Annotated in this window: 21 protein-coding genes; 19 read left to right on the plus strand and 2 right to left on the minus strand. The window is 66.3% G+C overall.

Annotated elements, in window-relative coordinates; genetic code table 11:
* The first annotated feature begins 32 nt into the window (after positions 1-32).
* From mch to fae, 4 genes are all read left to right on the plus strand, one after another.
* Positions 33-1,028: a methenyltetrahydromethanopterin cyclohydrolase gene (gene mch, locus ACYQ1H_RS00180; protein WP_460026100.1), complete on the plus strand. Its 996-nt coding sequence runs from the start codon at positions 33-35 to the stop codon at positions 1,026-1,028.
* Entirely contained in the window at positions 1,025-1,945 is a 921-nt protein-coding gene (locus ACYQ1H_RS00185) for an ATP-grasp domain-containing protein (protein ID WP_460026173.1), read from the plus strand. Before mch ends, ACYQ1H_RS00185 begins: the two co-directional genes overlap by 4 nt.
* Complete coding sequence (locus tag ACYQ1H_RS00190; protein WP_460026101.1) at positions 1,942-2,808, plus strand: triphosphoribosyl-dephospho-CoA synthase; 867 nt, start codon at positions 1,942-1,944, stop codon at positions 2,806-2,808. Before ACYQ1H_RS00185 ends, ACYQ1H_RS00190 begins: the two co-directional genes overlap by 4 nt.
* A 149-nt stretch (positions 2,809-2,957) precedes the next feature.
* Positions 2,958-3,470 carry a formaldehyde-activating enzyme gene (fae, locus tag ACYQ1H_RS00195; protein WP_460026174.1) on the plus strand — a complete coding sequence of 171 codons (513 nt, stop codon included), beginning with the start codon at positions 2,958-2,960 and terminating at the stop codon, positions 3,468-3,470.
* Between the two features lie 67 nt (positions 3,471-3,537).
* On the opposite strand, the gene ACYQ1H_RS00200 is transcribed toward fae, so the two are convergent.
* Complete coding sequence (locus ACYQ1H_RS00200) at positions 3,538-4,248, minus strand: HisA/HisF-related TIM barrel protein (RefSeq protein ID WP_460026102.1); 711 nt, start codon at positions 4,246-4,248, stop codon at positions 3,538-3,540.
* A gap of 11 nt (positions 4,249-4,259) precedes the next feature.
* On the opposite strand from ACYQ1H_RS00200, the gene ACYQ1H_RS00205 reads away from it, so the two are divergent.
* From ACYQ1H_RS00205 to nfi, 15 genes are all read left to right on the plus strand, one after another.
* The gene (locus tag ACYQ1H_RS00205; protein ID WP_460026103.1) at positions 4,260-5,273 is read left to right on the plus strand and encodes an ATP-grasp domain-containing protein; all 1,014 of its coding nucleotides are present in this window, start codon (positions 4,260-4,262) and stop codon (positions 5,271-5,273) included.
* Positions 5,273-6,337: a hydantoinase/oxoprolinase family protein gene (locus ACYQ1H_RS00210; RefSeq protein WP_460026104.1), complete on the plus strand. Its 1,065-nt coding sequence runs from the start codon at positions 5,273-5,275 to the stop codon at positions 6,335-6,337. The genes ACYQ1H_RS00205 and ACYQ1H_RS00210 overlap by 1 nt, the downstream gene beginning before the upstream one ends.
* A complete protein-coding gene (pabB, locus tag ACYQ1H_RS00215; RefSeq protein ID WP_460026105.1) occupies positions 6,334-7,743 on the plus strand; it encodes an aminodeoxychorismate synthase component I in 1,410 nt (469 codons plus the stop codon). Before ACYQ1H_RS00210 ends, pabB begins: the two co-directional genes overlap by 4 nt.
* Positions 7,721-8,428 (plus strand): amino acid kinase family protein, encoded by a 708-nt coding sequence (locus tag ACYQ1H_RS00220; RefSeq protein WP_460026106.1) that lies wholly within the window; start codon positions 7,721-7,723, stop codon positions 8,426-8,428. Before pabB ends, ACYQ1H_RS00220 begins: the two co-directional genes overlap by 23 nt.
* Positions 8,362-8,595, plus strand: a complete 234-nt coding sequence (moaD, locus tag ACYQ1H_RS00225) for a molybdopterin converting factor subunit 1 (RefSeq protein WP_460026107.1) — start codon at positions 8,362-8,364, stop codon at positions 8,593-8,595. Before ACYQ1H_RS00220 ends, moaD begins: the two co-directional genes overlap by 67 nt.
* Positions 8,596-8,599: 4 nt before the next feature.
* On the plus strand, positions 8,600-9,037 hold the full coding sequence (locus ACYQ1H_RS00230) for a molybdenum cofactor biosynthesis protein MoaE (protein ID WP_460026108.1): 438 nt from the start codon (positions 8,600-8,602) through the stop codon (positions 9,035-9,037).
* Positions 9,038-9,096: 59 nt separating this feature from the next.
* The gene (locus ACYQ1H_RS00235) at positions 9,097-9,327 is read left to right on the plus strand and encodes a dodecin (RefSeq protein WP_460026109.1); all 231 of its coding nucleotides are present in this window, start codon (positions 9,097-9,099) and stop codon (positions 9,325-9,327) included.
* Positions 9,328-9,344: 17 nt separating this feature from the next.
* A complete protein-coding gene (locus tag ACYQ1H_RS00240; protein WP_460026110.1) occupies positions 9,345-9,854 on the plus strand; it encodes a disulfide bond formation protein B in 510 nt (169 codons plus the stop codon).
* Positions 9,855-9,954: 100 nt separating this feature from the next.
* Positions 9,955-11,271, plus strand: coding sequence for a phosphate regulon sensor histidine kinase PhoR (gene phoR / locus ACYQ1H_RS00245; protein WP_460026111.1), 1,317 nt, complete (start codon positions 9,955-9,957; stop codon positions 11,269-11,271).
* 159 nt (positions 11,272-11,430) lie between these two features.
* Positions 11,431-12,654 carry an OmpA family protein gene (locus ACYQ1H_RS00250; RefSeq protein WP_460026112.1) on the plus strand — a complete coding sequence of 408 codons (1,224 nt, stop codon included), beginning with the start codon at positions 11,431-11,433 and terminating at the stop codon, positions 12,652-12,654.
* Between the two features lie 225 nt (positions 12,655-12,879).
* Complete coding sequence (locus tag ACYQ1H_RS00255) at positions 12,880-14,649, plus strand: phosphohexomutase domain-containing protein (protein WP_460026113.1); 1,770 nt, start codon at positions 12,880-12,882, stop codon at positions 14,647-14,649.
* Positions 14,650-14,797: 148 nt separating this feature from the next.
* Positions 14,798-17,122, plus strand: coding sequence for a dynamin family protein (locus ACYQ1H_RS00260; RefSeq protein WP_460026114.1), 2,325 nt, complete (start codon positions 14,798-14,800; stop codon positions 17,120-17,122).
* Positions 17,123-17,221: 99 nt separating this feature from the next.
* Positions 17,222-18,154 carry a carbohydrate kinase family protein gene (locus tag ACYQ1H_RS00265; RefSeq protein WP_460026115.1) on the plus strand — a complete coding sequence of 311 codons (933 nt, stop codon included), beginning with the start codon at positions 17,222-17,224 and terminating at the stop codon, positions 18,152-18,154.
* Between the two features lie 16 nt (positions 18,155-18,170).
* Complete coding sequence (mazG, locus tag ACYQ1H_RS00270; protein ID WP_460026116.1) at positions 18,171-18,977, plus strand: nucleoside triphosphate pyrophosphohydrolase; 807 nt, start codon at positions 18,171-18,173, stop codon at positions 18,975-18,977.
* A gap of 6 nt (positions 18,978-18,983) precedes the next feature.
* Positions 18,984-19,643: a deoxyribonuclease V gene (gene nfi, locus ACYQ1H_RS00275; RefSeq protein ID WP_460026117.1), complete on the plus strand. Its 660-nt coding sequence runs from the start codon at positions 18,984-18,986 to the stop codon at positions 19,641-19,643.
* Between the two features lie 17 nt (positions 19,644-19,660).
* Here the strand turns inward: nfi and ACYQ1H_RS00280 are convergent, their stop codons facing one another.
* The gene (locus tag ACYQ1H_RS00280; RefSeq protein WP_460026118.1) at positions 19,661-19,882 is read right to left on the minus strand and encodes an acetyltransferase; all 222 of its coding nucleotides are present in this window, start codon (positions 19,880-19,882) and stop codon (positions 19,661-19,663) included.
* Positions 19,883-20,060 lie beyond the last annotated feature (178 nt).

Genomic DNA, 20,060 nt, shown 5'->3' on the forward strand with positions numbered 1-20,060 from the left:
CCCCACATCACTCACATCCGGAGACGAGCTTCATGCAATCCCACGTCAGCGTCAACGCTTACGCCCTGCCCATCGTCAAGTACATGATCGCGCATGCCGACCGGCTGCGGCTGAAGATCGACCGTCTGGCCAACAATTGCACCGTCATCGATGCAGGCATCCAGGCGGTCGGCGGTCTCGAAGCCGGCCGCCTGATCGCCGAGATCTGCATGGGGGGCCTGGGCAAGGTCAGCCTGATCCAGGATTCGACCTTCAAGCGCTGGCCGACCATGGTCAATGTCCACAGCACCAACCCGGTGTTCGCCTGCCTCGGCAGCCAGTACGCCGGCTGGAGCCTTGCCCATGGCGAGGGCAAGGGCGCCTTCTATGCCCTGGGTTCCGGCCCGGCGCGGGCGATGGCCACCAAGATCAAGGACGGCGTCGAAAAGCCGGTCGAGGAGCTTTACGAGGAGCTCGGCTATCGCGACGTGCACGGCGAAACCGCCATCGTCATGGAAGTCGACAAGGTGCCGCCGGTCGAGGTGATCGACAAGATCGCCCGGGCCTGCAAGGTCGAAACCGACAGCGTGCACGTGATCCTGACACCGACCTCCAGCCTGGCCGGTGGCATGCAGGTTGTCAGCCGGGTCCTGGAAGTGGCCCTGCACAAGGCTCACTCGCTGCATTTCCCGCTGGGCAACATCGTCGACGGCATGGCCTCGGCGCCGGTCCCGCCGCCGCACCCCAGCTTCGTCAAGGCCATGGGCCGCACCAATGATGCCATTCTCTTCGGCGGCACCGCGCACCTGTTCGTCAAGGGTAGCGACGAGGCGGCCAAGGCGCTGGCCACCGAGCTTCCCAGCTCGACCTCGCGCGACTACGGCAAGCCGTTTGCCGAGGTCTTCAAGGAGTACGGCTACGACTTCTTCAAGGTCGACGCCATGCTGTTCAGCCCGGCGCGGGTGATCGTGACCGCCATCGAATCCGGACACAGCTTCCACGCGGGCGCCCTGGACGAGGCCCTGCTCGACCGTTCGTTCGAGGAATAGTGCGGCCCTGCATCGCCATCTTCACCGAGGATCCGGGCTGGCACGGCAAGCGCCTGCGCGAGTCGCTGGCCGCGCGCGCCTGCGAGGCCCGCTTCCTGAGCCTCACCGCCTGCCGCCTGGACCTGGAGAGCGAGGGGCCGGGCATCTGGCTGCCCGGCCTGGAAGGCCGGCTGCCGGACGCCGTGTTCGTCCGCGGCGTGCCGGGCGGCACGCTGGAACAGGTGGTGTTCTACCTGAACATCCTGCATGCCCTTGCGACGCTGGACATCCCCGTCTACAACGATGGCCGCGCCATCGAGCGCACGGTCGACAAGGCCATGACCAGCTTCCTGCTGCGCCGCGCCGGCATCCCAACGCCGCCGACCTGGGTCATGAGCGATCCGCTGGCCGCCCGCGAACTGGCCGAGCGCGAACTCGCCAGCGGCCACCGGCTGGTGTCGAAACCGCTGTTCGGCTCGCAGGGCGATGGCCTGCGCCGCTACGACCGCCGCGAGGATCTCGACGGTTTCAGCGCTGACCAGGGCATGTACTACCTGCAGCGCTTCATCGATTCCGGGGACAGCTCGCACGACTTCCGCGTCTTCGTCATCGCCGGCAGGACCGTCGCCGCCATGCGCCGCTCCGGACTGACCTGGCTCAACAATGTGCATCAGGGCGCCATGTGCGAGCCGGTGCGGCTGGACGACCTGCGGCTCTGCCGCCTGGCCGAAGAGGCAGTGCGGGTGCTGGACATGGACTATGCCGGAGTCGACATCATCCGCGACCGGCAGGGGCGCTACGCCGTGCTGGAGGTCAACAGCATTCCCGCCTGGAAGGGTCTGCAGGGCGTGACCGATACCTCCATCGCCGATCGCCTGGTGGACGACCTGCTGGCCCGGCTCGACCCGGCCGTCCTCGACCGCCAGTGCGCCCCATGAGCGGCGCGGCTGTCCGGCCGGGCCGCCAGGCCGCGGCCGAAGCCGCCTATCGATGGGCCTGCGAACTGGAACTGAGAGCCTTCAAGCCCGGCAATGTCAGCCTGCATTCCGAAGGGCACGACATGACCGTGGAGGACTTCCGCCGCAGCGCCCGTGTCAGCGCGCCCTGGCTCTGCGAGCTCGAACTTGGCCTCGGCGAACGCATCTGCCGCGCCACCGAGGTCACCCGCGCCGAGGTCGGCTGCAACACCAATCTCGGCATCCTGCTGCTCGCGGCGCCCCTGCTGGCGGCCTTCCTCTCGCCGGTGCGGCGATCCTCGCTGCACGAAGCGCTACGGCAGACCCTCGCCACGACGTCCGTCGACGACGCGACCTGGGTCTACCGGGCCATTCGCTGTGCCAACCCGGCGGGCCTGGGAGATGCCGCCGAACAGGATGTCCACGACAAGCCGACTGTCTCCCTGTTCGACGCCATGCGCCTGGCCGCCGACCGCGACCGCGTGGCCCGGCAATACAGTGATTCATTTGCCGATATTTTCCGCATAGCGGTTCCACTGTATGATGCGCGGCTATCCCTTGGGGATGATGAAGAGTGGGCGACCGTAGCCGTGTTTGTCAGCTTTCTGAGCCGTCATCCGGATAGCCACATCGAACGCAAGTTCGGTGCGGACCAGGCCAGACAGGTTTCCAGCCGCACGACCGAGGCGGAAATCCGCCTGGCCGGATGCGAATCGACCCACCAGAGACTGGAGATCCTGCGTGACCTTGACAGGGAATTCAAGGCAGGCGGCATCAATCCAGGCACATCGGCGGACTTGACAGTGGCGACGCTCCTGGCGGCGCGACTGGGGAGTCAATACTGAAACGCGAGATTTCAGGCCACAGTGAGGAGACCGAAATACCAATAACAAGGCGGGCCCCCACCGGGTTCACCTGCCGGGGAGACATGCCAATGTCGATTCTTAGGAAGTTCTTTTCTTTCTTCAACAACGATAATACCGAGGACTTAAATATGGGAAAAATCAACAAGATGCTGGTTGGCGAGGCCCTGTGTGGCGGCGGTAACGAAATCGCCCACATCGACCTGATCATGGGTCCGCGCGGCAGCGCGGCCGAGACCGCGTTCGCCAACTGCGTCACCAACAACAAGGATGGCTTCACCAGCCTGCTGGCCGTGGTCGCGCCGAACCTGCTGTGCAAGCCCGCCACCGTGATGTTCAACAAGGTCACCATCAAGAACGGCAAGCAGGCCACCCAGATGTTCGGACCGGCCCAGCGCGGCGTCGCCATGGCGGTTGCCGATTGCGTGGAAGACGGCACCATCCCGGCCGACGAAGCCGATGACCTGTTCATCTGCGTCGGCGTCTTCATCCACTGGCTGGCCGAGGACGACGCCAAGATCCAGGACTACAACTACGAAGCGACCAAGCTGTCCATCAAGCGCGCCGTTGCCGGCGAGCCGAAGGCAGCCGACGTCGTGGCCCAGAAGGGTTCCGTCGAGCATCCCTTCGCGGCGCACAAGTAAGACGCCTCGCACTAAAAACGCTGCCCGGGCCTGGCCTCGGGCAGCGTTTTTTTTCGCCCTTCATTCCTCAGCGGCTGACCGTTTCCGCGTTGAACCGGCGAATCACCGCCGCATCGAGCCACTGCCGATGTATCGCGCTGGCCACCAGCACCGCCGCGGCTCCGGCCTGCTGCAGCGATTCCAGATCGGCAACATGGCGAACCCCGCCCGCCGCGATCAGGCGATGGCCGGGATAACGGCGCACATGACTTTCCAGGCGTCCGAGATCGGGGCCTTCCAGGCTGCCGACACGACCCAGGGTCATGAGAATCACATCCCGCGGCCACCGGTCCGCCTCCCGGAATATCCGCCCGGGGCCCAACGGCTGGTCGTCGCGAAAATCCAGCGACAGGACGCAATCGGCTTGCCAGCGCGCCAGCTCGCCCAGCGTCGCCTCGGTCAGCGACTCGCTGCCCAGCACCGGCACCCATTGCCCCGGCCGGCCCGTTCGCACCGGAGGTTCCAGCGGCAGACCGGCATCGACCCAGAAGACCGTGTCCGGAAATCGTTGCAGCAATTCGGCGATAATGGCGCTTTGCGGCGCGCTCCCCAGAATGGCATCCAGATCGGCGACATACACCGTGGCGAACGCCGCCAGGCGCATCAAGCCGCTTACCACCGACACGGGACCGGCATCCGGGCTCAGCGGCGACCGCAGGGGCGCGTAGTGCTGGCGCTGGCCCCGATACGCCTGGACAACCTGTCCACCCATGAGATCGATGACCGGAATGATCTGCACGCGGAAACACCGTGAAAGTTCTGGTATTTGAATATATTACCGGCGCCGGCCAGGCCGGCGCGCCCAGCCATGCCCTCGCGGCGGAAGGCGACCTCATGCTGGACGCCCTGCTGGCGGACCTGTCGGCACTGCCGGGACTGAGGCTGCTGGCGCTGCGCGACCGCCGCCTGCCCATCACCCCGGCCGCCTCGGCCCGCGGCGTGGACTGGCGGTTCGTGGAACCCGGCGCGGATGGCCGGCAATGCTGGCGGGAATTGCTCGCGCAGGTCGATGCCGCCTGGCCGATCGCCCCCGAAAGCGATGGCCTGCTGGAAGCGCTGTGCCGGGACGTCGAGCAAGCCGGTAAGGTGCTGCTGACGACCGGCACGGCCGGCGTCGAGCTCGCCGCCAGCAAGCGGCGGACCCTGGCGCGCCTCGCGCAGCATGGCATTCCCGTGGTGCCCAGCCGGGCGCTGCCCGCCGATGCGGACGCGCCACCCTGGCCGTTCCCGTTCGTCGTCAAACCCGATGGCGGCGCGGGCTGCGAGGAGACCTACCGCGTCAGCGAGCCCGGGCAATGGGCGCGGCGGCGAAACGCTGTCACCGCGGATACCCCCCGGCTGGCGCAACCCTGGCTGGCTGGCGAAAGCCTCAGCCTGTCCCTGCTGGCGGCGCGCGGCCAGGCCGCTCTGCTCAGCATCAATACCCAGCTCATCCATGTCGATGCGCAGGGGGGGATCTCGCTGCGGGGCTGCCGGGTCGGCTCGCTCGCCGATAGCGGGGGCACCTTCCAGCGGCTGGCAACAGCGATCGCCGCCGCCATGCCCGAGCTGTGGGGGCTGGCCGGTGTCGACCTGATCCTCACCACCCAGGGTCCGCAGGTTCTGGAGGTCAATCCGCGCCTGGCCTCGTCCCATGCCGGGCTCAGGTCCGCCACGGGCGTCAATCCGGCCGCGCTGGTGCTGCAACTCCAGGCCGACGGCGTGTTGCCTGCGGTGCCGCCGCCACGCGCCCAGCCCGTCACCATCGCCTGGGGTGGACACTGATGGACGGTAGCGTGGTCGGTTGGGATATCGGCGGCGCCCACCTGAAGGCCGTCCGGCTGGATGCAACCGGCGCCATCGTGTTCGCCCGCCAGGAAGCCTGCCCGCTCTGGCGCGGCCTTGGGGAACTCGAAGCGGCTCTGGCGCGCATCCTGAGCCATCTGCCGAAACCGGCGGCCGACCGCCACGGCATCACCATGACGGGCGAGCTGGCCGACAATTTCCCCAACCGGACCGCAGGCGTCCTAGCGCTCGCGGCACGTATGCGGGAACACCTGGCGCCGATGCCGGTCGAGGTGTTCGCCGGCCATGCTGGCTGGATTGCGGCCGCCGCGCTGGCGCCCGATCATGCCCGCCGGGTGGCCTCGGCCAACTGGCTGGCCAGCGGGTTCTGGACGGCCAGCCGGATGCCGGAGGGACTGCTGATCGACATCGGCACCACCACCACCGATCTCCTGCCCTTCGCCAGTGGTCAACCGCGACCACGCGGCTTTACCGACAGCGAACGCATGCGACACGACGAACTGCTCTACGGCGGCGTAGCAAGGACCCCGGCCATGACGATCGCCCTGCGCGCCCCGGTGAATGGCGCCTGGGCGCCGGTCATGGCCGAGCTGTTCGCCACCACCGCGGATGTCTATCGACTGACCGGCGAACTGCCCGAGCGGGCGGACCAGCATCCGGCCGCCGATCAGGGGCCCAAGACATCGGCCGCCAGCCGGCAACGGCTGGCGCGGCAATTTGGATACGATGCCGAGGATCTGCCGCCGGCGCACTGGCAGGATCTGGCCCGATACCTGCGCGAGTGCCAGCTTGCCCGGCTGCGGGAGGCGGTCGAACTGCAACTCTCGCGCGGCCTGCTGACGGAGCAGGCACCACTGGTGGGCCTGGGTGTCGGGCGCTTCCTGGTCCGGCAGCTGGCGCAGCGCCTGGACCGGCCCTATCGCGAGTTCAGCGACCTTTTCACGACCGGGCCTGCGGCCGGTGACTTCGATGCCGCCGACTGCGGCCCGGCCGCTGCCATCGCGGCGCTGGCCCTGCATGGCTGGCGCGCGGAGGTCCGATGACGACACGACTTCAGGAGCTGCCCTATTTCGAGGACAGCGCGGCCCTGTTCCTGCCCTGGTCCGATCGGCCCTGGGCGGTCTTCCTGGACAGCGGCTTCCCGCACAGCCGCCAGGGCCGCTACGACATCATCGCCGCCGACCCCGTCGCCACCCTGGTCACCCGCGGGAGCCTGACCGAGATTCGCGAGGGCACCGACATCCGGCTGTCGCCCGAGGATCCCTTCGCCCTGGTCCAGGCGGCGCTGGGCCGGGCCCGGCCAGCCGACGCCAGCCTGCCGTTCTGCGGCGGCGCCATCGGTTACTTCGGCTACGACCTGGCCCGGCGGCTGGAAAAGCTCCCGCAGCGGGCTCTGGATGCCGAGGGTATCCCGGAAATGATGGTCGGCATCTATGAATGGTGTGTCGTCGTCGATCACCGCGAACGCCGTACCTGGCTCGCGGGACGCGGCGACAGCCGGCGTGTCGAGCGGCGCTGGCCGCACCTGATCGAGGCCTTCAGCCAGATCCAGACCCTGGGCTGGCGGCTCGGGGACTTCGAGGTACTGGCCGATGTCCGCGCCAACCTGGACAGGAGCGCCTATGCAGGGGCCTTCGCACGCATCCAGCACTACATCGCCGAGGGGGACTGCTACCAGGTCAACCTGGCCATGCGCTTCGCGGCGGCCTGCCAGGGCAACCCCTGGGTCGCCTACCAATACCTCAGGACCACCAATCCCGCCCCCTTCAGCGCCTATCTCCAGTATCCGCAGGTGCAGGTGCTCAGTTCGTCGCCGGAGCGCTTCATCAAGGTGACCCGGGGCGAGGTCGAGACCAAACCGATCAAGGGCACGCGTCCGAGAATCCAGGACGCCGTCGGTGATGCGCTGCAGGTGCTGGCGTTGCGCGACAGCCTCAAGGACCGGGCCGAGAACCTGATGATCGTCGACCTGCTGCGCAATGACATCGGCAAGAACTGCGAGCCCGGCTCGGTGCATGTACCAAAGCTGTTCGAGATCGAGAGCTACGCCACTGTCCACCACATGGTCAGCACCATCCGCGGCCGTCTCCGGCCCGGACAGGGCACCATGGATCTGCTGCGCGGCTGCTTTCCGGGTGGCTCGATCACCGGCGCGCCGAAGATTCGCGCCATGGCGATCATCGAGGAGCTGGAGCCGCACCGCCGCGGCCTCTATTGCGGCGCCATCGGCTACATCGGTTTCGACGGCAACATGGACAGCAACATCAGCATCCGCACCCTGGTCCACTCCCGCGGGGAACTGCGCTTCTGGGCCGGCGGCGGCATCGTGGCGGACTCGAAGGTCGACCAGGAATACCAGGAATGCCACGACAAGGCCGCGGCAATGCTGCGGCTGGTGCGGCAGTTCCGCACCCGGGACCCCAGCGGTGCCCATCTCCTGGGTCGTTAAGCTCGGCGGGAGCTTCTGGGACTCCCCCCGCCTGCCGCTGTGGCTGGCGGGCCTCGCGCGGCATGCGGTGGTGCTGGTGCCGGGCGGCGGCCCCTTCGCCGACGCGGTCCGCCAGGCGCAGGCGCGCTGGGAATTCGACGACCGGCTGGCCCACGCGCTCGCCATCCGTGCCATGTCGCAGTATGGCCGGATGCTGCAGGGACTCTGCCCATCGCTGGCCATGGCCAGCGATACGCGGGGACTGCGCGCCTGCCACAGGCGGGGGCAGGCGGTCATCTGGCTGCCGGATGCCGACCAGCTGGTGCGGGAGGCCATCCCCGCCAGCTGGTCGGTCAGTTCGGACAGCCTGGCCGCCTGGCTGGCGGAACGGCTCCCGGCCCTGCAACTGTTGCTGGTGAAGTCCGCCGAGCCGCCCGCCGGGACGGCGGCGCTGCCAACCCTGATCCAGTCGGGATTGCTGGATTCGGCCTTTCCGGATTTCACCCGCGGCTGGGCGCGCCCGGTCTGGGTGAGCGGGCCCGGCAACCACGGCCGGCTGCCCCGGGGTCTGGAACAGCCCGAACGCGTGTTCACGCGGGTTACACTCATGCCCTCGCCATCCTTCTGGAGATCATCGCCATGGCCATCCGGGTACGCTATTTCGCCAGCCTGCGGGAAAAGATGGGACGGGTCGAGGAGCAGCTGATGGCCGAGGGCCTGACCACCGTGGGGGACGTCTGGAAAAGCGTCGACGAGGGGCGCCCGCTGCCGGAAAACCTGCTTTGCGCCGTCAACATGGAGTACGCCCAGGCGGCCACGCTGGTTCGGGATGGCGATGAGGTCGCCTTCTTCCCGCCGGTCACCGGGGGCTGAAAGGATGATCTCGATACGCGAAACCGCCTTTGACCCCTATGCGGAACTGCTCCGCTTCCAGGCGGAGCACCTGCGGCAGGCGGCCGGCAAGTACGGCGCCACCAGCGTGTTCGTCGGCACCATGCGGGATTTCAACGAGGGCGAGACGGTCGCGGGACTGTGGCTGGAGCATTACCCCGGCATGACGGAACGGGAGCTGGCACGGATCGTGGCCGAAGCGCAGCAGTGCTGGCCGTTTCTCGACTGCCTCGTCATCCACCGGGTCGGGCAGCTGCGGCCCGACGAGACCATCGTCCTGGTCGCGGTCTGGTCGGCGCACCGGTCGGCGGCACTGCAGGCGACGCAGGCAATCATCGAGGCACTCAAGCACCGGGCGCCGTTCTGGAAACGGGAAACCCTGGCCAGGGGCGAACGCTGGGTGGAGCAAAACACGGCCGGCTGATAATCTCTGCCCTCCGTCGGGGAGATATCCTCCCCACCCTGCAGGAGGAAACCGTCCCCATGTCCCACACCGCCTATCAACTTCTGGAAGTCGTCGGCACCTCGCCGCTGAGCAGCGACGATGCCATCCGCAGCGGCATCGAGAAGGCTACGCAGGCCCATCACAAGATCGACTGGTTCCAGGTGGTGGAAACCCGGGGCCAGGTCCGGGACGGGAAGGTCACCCAGTTCCAGGTCATCATGAAGGTTGGCATGCGGCTCGATAGCCAGCCTTCCGTTTCCGCCATCTGAACGTCAGGAGGCTGCCGATGTTGCTGACGCTCCTGCACCGCCTGCGGGCCCGGCAGTGGTTTCTGCTGGGATTCCTGTTCTGTGTCGGGCTGATACTGACCGCCTTCTACTTCCAGTTCGTCGACGGGCTGGACCCCTGCCCGCTGTGCATCTCCCAGCGCATCATGGTGGTGGCCACCGGCCTAGTGCTGCTGGCGGCCGCCATCCACAATCCGGGGCCGCGCGGCATCGGCGGTTACGCCATCGCCGGCGGGCTGACGGCGCTGGCAGGCGCCAGCATCTCCGGCCGGCACGTGTGGATTCAGCATCTGCCGGCGGACGAGGTCCCGGCCTGCGGCCCTGGCCTGTCCTACATGTTCCAGTACTTCCCGCTGTCGGACACACTCAGGGCCATGGTCACCGGAACCGGCGACTGCGCCCATGTGGACTGGACCCTGCTCGGCATGAGCATGCCGTTCTGGGTACTGCTGTGCTTCCTCGGACTCGCGGCCCTGAGCCTGCTGCAGCTGCTGAACCGGGACGCGTGAGACCGAGTCCGCCGTCCTGGCGCTGCCGGCCCCGGCTGTCATCATGACATGACTGATGCTGGTTTATGATCGGCGGCCCCTGCTGCATTGATCCAACACCATGCTGAACCCCTGGCGCTCCGAGCTTTCCCTGATCCTGCTGGCGCTGTTGATCGGCGCCTTCCTGGGCAAGCTGTTCCATCACCCCTGGCTGAGCATCTGGGTGGTGGTGCTGGTCTATCTGGCCCACCACCTCATCCACGCCAACCGCCTGCTGGAGTGGCTGCGCGGCGGCAAGGCCAGCAAGCTGCCCCAGAGCACAGGTATCTGGGAGGAAATCTTCTATCTGATCTTCCGCCTGCGCCGCCGCAACCGTCGCCGGAAGAAGCAACTGATCCGCATGCTGGAACGCTTCCGCACCGCGACCGCGGCACTGCCGGACGCCACCGTGGTGCTCAGCGCCGGCGACGAAATCGACTGGTTCAACGATGCCGCCGGCCGACTCCTGGGACTCAGGCGCGGCGACATTGGCCAGAAAATCGGCAACCTGATCCGCTACCCCAAGTTCAATCACTATCTCGCCCACGCCAACTACGATGCCACCGTGGACATTCCGTCCCCGGCCAACGCGAACCTGCAACTCGACATCCGCATCGTGCCCTACGGCGAGGATCTCCGTCTGCTGGTGGCGCAGGACGTGACCCAGCTACGGTTCATGGAGCGTGTCCGGACCGATTTCGTCGCCAACGTCTCCCATGAGCTGCGCACGCCGCTGACGGTCATTCGCGGCTATATCGAGACCCTGGTCGACAATGCCGGCCAGATTCCGGAACCGCAGGCGCGGATGTTGCTGCGCATCGAGGAACAGACGCTGCGCATGCAGTCCCTGATCGACGACCTGCTGACACTGACGCGGCTGGAATCGACCACCCATCCCCTGCCGAAACAGCGGGTCGCTGTGCCACAGCTGCTGCAGGCCATCGTCGAGGAGGCGCAGGAACTCGCCGTCGACGCCAAGCCCGAAATCGCGCTGTCGCTGGAAACCAACAGCGGGCTGCTGGGCAGCGAGCAGGAATTGCGCAGCGCGTTCTCGAACCTGGTCCACAATGCCATGAAGTACTGCCGCGCGGGTGATCGGGTGACCGTGCGCTGGCGCCCGCTCGGGAGCGGGGTGCAGCTGGACGTCAGCGATACCGGGCCCGGCATCGCCCCGGAATTCATCCCCCGGCTGACCGAACGCTTCTACCGTGTCGATGCGGGTCGCGGCCCCGGTGGCACGGGCCTGGGCCTCGCCATCGTCAAGCATGTCATGGCGCGACACGGGGCAGAATTCAGGATCAGCAGCGAATTGGGCCGGGGCAGCACCTTCAGTTGCCTGTTCCCGGGCCATCGCACCAACGTGGACGCCCACGCCCACACAGACGAGACCGCCGGATAACCCGGGCCGGGAGCGTGCTTTGCTCCGCCAATCCCGCCCCGGTGGATTGACTTCCGCGCCGCAAAATGTAGTTGCAAGGCTTGTCAGCAACAGCTACTATTGGCCCTGTTGCGAATTTCTCAACATCTGTTGTTAATTGGGCTAATTGGGAGCTAAACCATGTCGAAGAAAACTTTACTGGCCTTGAGCCTGGCGGGGTTGACGGGTGTATCCGTCGCCTACGCCGACGAACACAACACACTGGACACGTCCGTCGACGCGTCTGCTGCCGGTACCGATGCAGCCGCCTATTCGGCTCCGGTGGGCAACGGCGAATACACCGATGATCGCTGGTACGCCGCGCCGTTCGGCACCTTCATCCAGCCGGCAGGCGCCCGCAATGCACAGGGCGGCTGGGGCGCGGGCCTGGCGCTGGGCAAGATCATCAACGAATACTTCAACGTGGAAATCCGGGGCTTCTGGCAGAACATCACCAACAACGGTGTTCCGCAACTGGGCGCGGCCTACCAGCGGCAAGCCAACAACTTCAATACCTGGGATCATGGCGGCACCGACTTCACCGGCGGCACCATCGACCTGCAGTACTATTTCATGCGCGACACCTTCTCGCCTTACGCCGTCTTCGCGATGGGCGGCATGAACTCCAGTTGGCGCGGCTCCTTCAATGACCTGGCCGCCGGCCCGGGTGGCGTCAACAACCTGACCAGCAAACAGACCGCCTCCTTCATCTTCGAAGCCGGCGCGGGCGCAACCTACGAACTGGCTGACAACTTCCTGCTGCGCGGCGACGTCCGCTACCGTGGCGATACCGCCGCCAGCAACTGGCCCGGCAACACCGACCTGTTCAACGACCTGCTCGTGAACGTCGGCTTCGTCGTTCCGTTCGGCGACAAGCCGGGCGCCGCCGCTGCCGCACCCATCGCGGCCGACGACTGCGCGACCCGCGACACCGACGCCGACGGCGTGAACGATTGCGACGACAAGTGCCCCGGCACCGCTTCCGGCACCAAGGTCGACGACCAGGGCTGCCCGATCGTGATGGAACTCAAGGGCGTCAACTTCAAGTATGACTCCGCCGAACTGACCCCGGGCGCCATGACCATCCTCGACGGTGTCGTCGAGCAGCTGGTTGCCTTCCCGGCCAAGAAGGATATCGAGGTCGCCGGCTATGCCAGCTACGAAGGCAAGAAAGGCAAGGAACAGCACAACCTGCGCCTCTCGCAGCATCGTTCCGAGTCCGTTGCCCAGTACCTGCGCAGTAAGGGTGTGACCAACAACCTGTATGCGAAGGGCTACGGCACTGAGTACCCGATCGCCGACAACGGCACCGAGGAAGGGCGCATCAAGAACCGCCGCGTGGAACTGCGCTGGATGGGTGACTAAGCTCCCCGCCCTCGACATGGGTAGCCCCGGTTACCTGTAACCCTGCAAACCCGCCTCATGGCGGGTTTGCTTTTTGCGCAGCATCGCAACGCCCGGCATCCCCTCCCCGACAGGAGATGCGGCGCGTTGCCATGTCACCACGAACGCCGGGCACACTGCCCGACCGAAGCGCCAAACCCGGAGCAGGAAAAACCTGTACCACTGCATCAAGAAATCGCTCCCGCCATGACATTCGCAAGCTCGACCCTCGCCTCAAGCCATGATCCGATGCGTCTGGGCCGGCAACTGTCGCCAGCACCGCGCCCGCTGCAGTTCGGCACCAGCGGCCGCCGGGGCCTGTTGGCGGACCTTTCCCAGCTGGAAATTTTCATCAACGCCCTGGCCGAACTCGAATACCTGCAAAGTCTGCCAGCCGATGAAGGCGGCATCCTGCGGGGCGACGATTTTTTCCTTGCCACGGACCTGCGGCCCAGCTCAACCAGCCTGATCGGCGGGCGACCCAACCGGGGCGAACTGGCGCAGGCCATCGTGGCAGCCATCCGCGCGGCGGGCATGAACCCCGTCTACTGTGGCGCCATTCCGACGCCGGCGCTGACTGCCCACGCGCTGCTGCTGGGCAAGGGCAGCATGATGGTGACCGGCAGCCACATTCCCTTCGATCGCAACGGCTACAAGACCAACACCGCCCGTGGCGAGTTGCTGAAACACCATGAACACCCCATTAACGAGCAGGTCGCCAGCGTCCGCGCGCGTGTCTATGCCCAATCCCTGGCCGATTCGCCCTTCGGCGCCGATGGCCAGTTCAAGGATGGCCATCGGCAGCTGCCCGCAATCCAGCCGGCCGCCCGCGAAAACTATCTGCATCGGTACCTGGACTTTTTCCCCGCCGATATCCTGGCCGGGCTGCAGATAGTCATGTACCAGCATTCCGCCGTCGGCCGCGATCTGGTGCCGGAGATCCTGCGCGGTCTCGGCGCAGAGGTCATCGAGGCCGGGCGCAGCGAATCCTTCGTGCCCATCGATACCGAGAACATCGACCAGGCCCAGCTCGGCGGCATGCAGTCACTGATCGACGCAGCCGCCGTCCGTCACGGCCCCGTGGACGCACTGGTCTCGACCGATGGGGACAGCGACCGGCCGCTGATCGTGGGGGTCGACCCCGTGACGCACCGGGCACAGTTCTTCGGTGGCGACCTGGTCGGCATGATCGCCGCGGAATACCTGGCTGCCGACGCGGTCGTGGTGCCGATCAGCTGCAATGACGCCATCGATCGGGGCACGCTGCGCGACCGCCTCGAACCCAGGACGCGCATCGGCTCACCCTTCGTCATCGCCGGCATGCAGGCCGCACTGGCGCGGGGCAGGCAGGCCGTGTGCGGCTGGGAGGCCAACGGCGGCTTCCTGACCGGCTCGACCCTGGAACGGCATGGCCGGCGACTGGCACCCCTGCCGACCCGGGATGCCGTACTGCCGATCATCGCGGTCCTCGCCGCCGCTCGCGAGCGGGGCATTCCCCTGACCACGCTGTTCCAGGAGCTCCCGCGCCGCTACAGCCGGGCGGCGCTGCTGAGGAACTTCCCGCGGGCGCAGAGCCTCGCGCTGCTGGCGCGCCATTCGCCGCCCCAGCCCGGCCTTTGCGAACTGGCGTTCGCAGCGGATGAGACGCTCCACGGCCGTACCGCCACCGGCGAGCCACTGCCACTGACTGCGGCGGATGTCCGGCAGCTGCTGGGGTTGCGCGCCACGCTGGCGACCTTCTTCACGCCCGAGGACGGCTTTGATGCCATCGTCCGCATCAACACTCTGGACGGATTGCGACTGTCCTTCGGCAATGGCGACATCGCCCACCTGCGGCCTTCCGGCAATGCGGACGAGCTGCGCATCTACGCCGTAGCGGACAGCCAGGCAAGGGCCGATGCCATCGTCGCGCGGGGTGTGGCGGAACCGGATGGCATCCTCCGCCGCCTGGCCGCCAGTCCCGATGCAGCGGGCTGAGCGCGCGCGCCCACGGCCGGCAAGGCCCGGGCCGCCGCGGCTTTCGATGGTAAACTAGTGTGCCCATGAGGCATCAGGCAGCAGCCGGCCATGGCGGCAGCGGTCTTTCCGCCCGGTGGAGCCGGGGAATCCACAGGAAGCAGAGGCGATGAAAGAGGCGGACTACAACACGTACATCAAGGCGTTCACCCGCCTGTTCGACGTCTTCGACGCGGCGGCGCCCTACCTGAACGTCAGCGAGGATTTCCAGTACTTCATCGGTCGCAAGCGTGCCTGGCTGGAACGCCTCAAGTCCCCCGAATTCCCGGTCGCCTTCCTCGGCGCCTTCTCCGCCGGCAAGAGCACCATCATCAACGCCGTGCTCGGCGACGACATCCTGCCGCAGGCGACCAAGTCGCTGACCGCCATCCCCACACTGATCCGCAAGGGCCGCAGCAACAAGGCCATCATCTCCTACCTTACCGAGGCGGAGCGCGCCGAACTCAAGGATCTGTACCTGGAGGAGCTCTCCAAGGAACTGCGCACCAATCCGGAGACCTACCGCGCCCTGGGCAAGGCCGAGCTGCTGGCCCGCCTGGGCAGCGACATCGAGCGCCAGCGGACCCAGTACGGCTCCTTCAACAAGCAGAAATTCTTCGACGAACTCAAGGCCCTGATCGAGGGCTGGGACCGGCTCAGCGGCGCCACCCAGGAAATCAGCCTGGAGGAACTGCCCAACTACGTCACCGAAGACTATGCCGATGTCCTGTTCGTCAACCAGGCCGAGATCTACCTGAGCGACGTCAACATCCCCGAGAACGTGGTGCTGGTCGACCTGCCGGGGCTGGGCGTGGTCAACCCCCGGCACCGCAAGGTCACCAAGACCTATGTCGAGAACGACGCCAAGGCCTTCGTCATCGCCATGAAGGTCTTCCACCTGCTGGAGGGCGAGGAGATCGAGCTGCTGGCGGAGATCCACAGCCAGCGCAAGCGCGTGCTGCAACGGGCATTCTGGGTCATCAACCAGTGGGATGTCCTCAGCGCGCGGCAGAAGAAGGAGGAACTGGCGAATTTCGAGCAGAAGATCGAGCACTACGGCTTCCACATCACCAAGGACCGGGTCTTCAAGGTCTCGGCGCTCAACTACCTGCTGCTCAAGCTGATCCAGGAGGGCCGCCTGGATGCCAGCCCCAGCGTGCGCGAGCACGTGGACAGCCTCAAGAAGGCGATCGGCCGGGTCCCCGACAAGGGCGAGGCCGCCCACCAGATCAAGGCGCTGGAGGAAACCAAGAGCTTTTCCAGCTTCCGTACCAGCCTGTTCGAGTACCTGGCCTATACCGCCAAGGCCGAATTCCTCGAGGAAGCCCGCGGCGAGTACCTGGATCTGGCCCGGCGGCTGCGCGAATGGCTGGAACCGCTGTATCGCAGCTACCAGGACATCGACGACGACGGCATGAAGAGCACCTTCATCGCCAGCCAGCTGTCGCGCCGGCAGGACGAAGCCCTGCGACGCCTGCGCCAGACGGTGGAGGAACACGTCAAGCTGCTGCGGACCGAGCTGCTGCCGGAGTTCGTCTTCTGGCGGGAGGAGGATCAGGCCCAGCTGAGCGAACAGGTCAAGACCGCCATTGATACGCTCGACCGCAAGGCGCTCAAGAACGAGCTGCTGAAGGGCCTGGACCTCAACGCGGTGGTCAGCCGACTGCCGCACAAGATCGAGGAAAACCTCAACATCCAGAAGACGTTCCGCGGCCAGTTGCAACAGCTGCTGGAAGACCACATGGTCAAGCGCCACCTGACCCAGCTGCTGCAGGCCATCGTCGCCACCGAGGTGCTGCCGGACAGCGTGCTCCAGGAGCTGGAGGACCGCCTGAGCGGCCGCGACCTGCAGAACCGCCTGAAGGGCATGTGCGATGTCTTCCTGTTCGAATACGGCGATATCGTCAACCAGTTCGGGCGGACCGTCATGGAGCAGGAAACGCTGCGGGACACCCAGAGCGCCGAGAATATCCTCAAGACGGTCCAGGGCAATCCCGACGATGCCGTCACGCTGGCCCGCACCATGAGCCTGATCGGCCCCGGGGACGGTATCCAGCAGCTGCGCAAGCTCGGCCTCGATGCCCTGAACCGCATCCACCATGCCCTGACCGGGACAGCGGCCGCCCCCGGGAGCGCACCTCATGCCGGCGACGCCATCGACCGGGCACTGGAATACTACAAGACCGGCATTCTCGACTACGCGCACCGGCAGCAGCACCAGATCAACCTGTTCGCCCGCCGCGGCATCAAGAACTACTTCGAGGAGCTGGAAGTCGAGCTGCTGGCCTATTTCGACGCCATCAAGGGAGAAATCGCCATGCTGATCATGCGCCAGCTGACCGACGACCTTGACGCCGAGCTGACGTCCGAGCTCGAGAAACAGCGCATCATCAAGGACAGCTACCAGTTCATGACCCAGGAAGTGTCGCTGGAGCTGCGCCGGGCCGACGCCTGAGGCCTATCGTCCCGGACATCGCCCAAGACCACCCATCCCCCGCGCCCGGACCGGGCACAAGCCGATTCCCAACCCCACAACCGGACCCGATACTCACCGATGACAGCCCTGATCTGCGGCTCCATGGCCTACGACACCATCATGGTGTTTCCCGACAAGTTCAAGCACCACATCCTGCCGGAGCAGGTACACATCCTCAATGTGTCCTTCCTGGTGCCGGAGCTCCGCCGCGAGTATGGCGGCTGTGCCGGCAACATCGCCTACAACCTCAGGCTGCTGGGTGGAGAGCCGCTGATCATGGCCACGGTCGGCAAGGATTTCGCGCCCTATTCCCAGTGGCTGGGCTACTGCGGCATCAGCCAGGAGCACATCACCGTGCTGGAAGACAGCTACACCGCGCAGGCCTACATCACCACCGACCTGGACGACAACCAGATCACCGCCTTCCATCCGGGCGCCATGTCCTTCTCGCACCGCAACACGGTACCGACCGATCGCGGCATCCGCCTCGGCCTGATCTCGCCGGACGGCAAGGATGGCATGCAGCAGCATGCGGCCCAGTTTGCCGCCGCCGGCATCCCCTTCATCTTCGACCCCGGCCAGGGCATGCCGATGTTCGACGGCGCCGAACTGCTGGACCTGGTCGACAAGGCGACCTGGGTCACGCTCAACGATTACGAAGCCCAGCTGATGCAGGAGCGCACCGGCCTGTCGGCGGACGAACTGGCGCGCCGGGTCGAGGCGCTAGTGATCACCCGCGGCGCCAACGGCTCCCTGATCCATACCCATGGCCAGGTCATCGAGATTCCCCCGGCCAGGCCACATGCCACGCTGGACCCGACCGGCTGCGGCGACGCCTACCGGGCCGGTCTGGTGTATGGCCTGCTGGAAAAGCTCGACTGGCCCACCACCGGCCGCATCGCCTCGCTGATGGGCGCCATCAAGGTCGAGACCCACGGCACCCAGAACCATACCCTCACCCTGGCCGCGTTCAAGGAACGCTACCGGGAAAACTTCGGCGCCAGCTTCTGAACCGGGGCACGCGGCCATGCAACAGACCCGCCGACTGCTCGACATCATGGCCCGCCTGCGGGATCCGGAAAACGGCTGCCCTTGGGATCTCCGCCAGGACTTTGCCAGCCTGATTCCATACACCCTGGAAGAGGCCTACGAGGTCGCCGAAGCGGCCGAGCGCGGAGACATGGAAGATCTGCGGGAAGAGCTGGGCGATTTGCTGCTGCAAGTGGCCTTCCACGCCCGCATGGCCGAGGAAGCCGGCCATTTCGATTTCGAATCCGTGGCCGAGGCCATCGCCACCAAGCTGGTGCGGCGACATCCCCATGTCTTCGGCGATATCGAATTCGCGACCGACGAGGAACGGCATCGCTACTGGGAAGATTCCAAGACCCAGGAACGTCGCGAGAAAGGCAAGGCCGAACCCGATGACAGCGTGCTCGGCACCCTGCCGCCGGCCATGCCGGCGTTGATGACCGCGCAGAAACTGCAGCAGCGCGCGGCCCGGCACGGTTTCGACTGGCCCGACATCGAGCCGGTGTTCGAGAAGCTGCACGAGGAACTGGACGAACTCAAGGCGGCGCATCAAGCGGGCGACCAGGCCAACATCCGGGAAGAGCTGGGCGACCTGCTGTTCGTCGTCGCCAACCTCGCCCGGCACCTGGATGTCGATGCCGAGGCCTGCCTGCGGCAGGGCAATGCCAAGTTCGTCCGGCGCTTCGGCCACATTGAACGCCGTATCGCCGAGCGCGGCGCCCGACTGACCGATCACACCCTGGCCGAACTGGACGCGCTCTGGGACGAGGCCAAGCGACGCGAGAAGATGCCGGCGCCGGACTGAACCCGCATGCTGCCGCACCACGACTGGACGGTGACGCCACAACAAGCCGTAGCGATCCAGAACCAGCTGCGGCGGCAGGTGATCCTGCGGGACGAACTGCCGGACGAGATCACCTGCGTCGCCGGCGTGGATGTCGGTTTCGAGGATGGCGGCACCACGACACGCGCCGCCATTGCGGTGTTGTCCTATCCGGCGCTGACCCTGATCGAGAGCGGCATCGCCCGCTGCCCGACCACGTTTCCCTACATTCCAGGGCTACTGTCCTTCCGCGAGCTGCCGGCCGTGCTGCAGGCGCTGGCCCAACTAGCCACACCGCCGCAGCTGCTGCTGGTGGATGGACAGGGCATCGCGCATCCGCGCCGGCTGGGCATCGCCAGCCATCTCGGCATCCTCACCGGCCTGCCCAGCATCGGGGTCGGCAAGACACGGCTGGTGGGCCAACACGGACCGGCACCGGATGAGCGGGGCGGCTGGACACCACTGGAAGACAGGGGGGAAATCGTGGGCGCGGTACTGAGAACCCGTCCGCGCTATCGGCCGGTGTATGTCTCGGCCGGGCACAGGATCACGCTGGCCTCATCCGTGGACTGGGTGATGCGCTGCACCCGTCGCTACCGGCTGCCCGAGACGACGCGACAGGCACATCGCCTCGCCTCGGGGATCTGAACGGGGGACGGGAACGCCTACTTGCGGAGCTCCGCATCCCGGTAGTGCACATCCAGCCAGCAACGCGGCAGATCCTCCCCCGAGGGGAAAGCCAGATCGGCCTTGGGAAACTTCTCGGGGTCCTGCATTTCCTCGCCGTAGTGCAGTCGACCGATGATGTTCTTGTGGGTGGGGTTGACGAGGTCATTCAGACCCAGCACCTCGACCAGATGTCCTTCCTTCTTTTGCTTGAGAAACATGGTTGCCTCCTTCTCGCCACGGTGAAAGGAAGTGCCTGCCCGCCTGGGGGCGTCGCCGGGTCCGGGGGCGGCACCGTCTCGATTATCGGTTGGCCTGCCGGAAGAGCATCGCGCATACGGCCGCTTTCAGCGAATGCACCATTTACTCCGGAAGGCCTACAAGAAGAACCTTACCGCA

The organism is Methyloparacoccus murrellii (assembly GCF_054657115.1).

Bases quoted from the DNA above. Each gene is read 5' to 3' on its own strand.
- pabB (WP_460026105.1), top strand. From the start codon at position 6,334: ATGACGACACGACTTCAGGAGCTGCCCTATTTCGAGGACAGCGCGGCC.
- mch (WP_460026100.1), top strand. From the start codon at position 33: ATGCAATCCCACGTCAGCGTCAACGCTTACGCCCTGCCCATCGTCAAG.
- nfi (WP_460026117.1), top strand. From the start codon at position 18,984: ATGCTGCCGCACCACGACTGGACGGTGACGCCACAACAAGCCGTAGCG.
- ACYQ1H_RS00265 (WP_460026115.1), top strand. From the start codon at position 17,222: ATGACAGCCCTGATCTGCGGCTCCATGGCCTACGACACCATCATGGTG.
- ACYQ1H_RS00230 (WP_460026108.1), top strand. From the start codon at position 8,600: ATGATCTCGATACGCGAAACCGCCTTTGACCCCTATGCGGAACTGCTC.
- ACYQ1H_RS00190 (WP_460026101.1), top strand. From the start codon at position 1,942: ATGAGCGGCGCGGCTGTCCGGCCGGGCCGCCAGGCCGCGGCCGAAGCC.
- ACYQ1H_RS00255 (WP_460026113.1), top strand. From the start codon at position 12,880: ATGACATTCGCAAGCTCGACCCTCGCCTCAAGCCATGATCCGATGCGT.
- fae (WP_460026174.1), top strand. From the start codon at position 2,958: ATGGGAAAAATCAACAAGATGCTGGTTGGCGAGGCCCTGTGTGGCGGC.
- ACYQ1H_RS00280 (WP_460026118.1), bottom strand. From the start codon at position 19,882: ATGTTTCTCAAGCAAAAGAAGGAAGGACATCTGGTCGAGGTGCTGGGT.
- ACYQ1H_RS00240 (WP_460026110.1), top strand. From the start codon at position 9,345: ATGTTGCTGACGCTCCTGCACCGCCTGCGGGCCCGGCAGTGGTTTCTG.
- ACYQ1H_RS00250 (WP_460026112.1), top strand. From the start codon at position 11,431: ATGTCGAAGAAAACTTTACTGGCCTTGAGCCTGGCGGGGTTGACGGGT.
- phoR (WP_460026111.1), top strand. From the start codon at position 9,955: ATGCTGAACCCCTGGCGCTCCGAGCTTTCCCTGATCCTGCTGGCGCTG.
- ACYQ1H_RS00260 (WP_460026114.1), top strand. From the start codon at position 14,798: ATGAAAGAGGCGGACTACAACACGTACATCAAGGCGTTCACCCGCCTG.
- mazG (WP_460026116.1), top strand. From the start codon at position 18,171: ATGCAACAGACCCGCCGACTGCTCGACATCATGGCCCGCCTGCGGGAT.
- moaD (WP_460026107.1), top strand. From the start codon at position 8,362: ATGGCCATCCGGGTACGCTATTTCGCCAGCCTGCGGGAAAAGATGGGA.
- ACYQ1H_RS00210 (WP_460026104.1), top strand. From the start codon at position 5,273: ATGGACGGTAGCGTGGTCGGTTGGGATATCGGCGGCGCCCACCTGAAG.
- ACYQ1H_RS00235 (WP_460026109.1), top strand. From the start codon at position 9,097: ATGTCCCACACCGCCTATCAACTTCTGGAAGTCGTCGGCACCTCGCCG.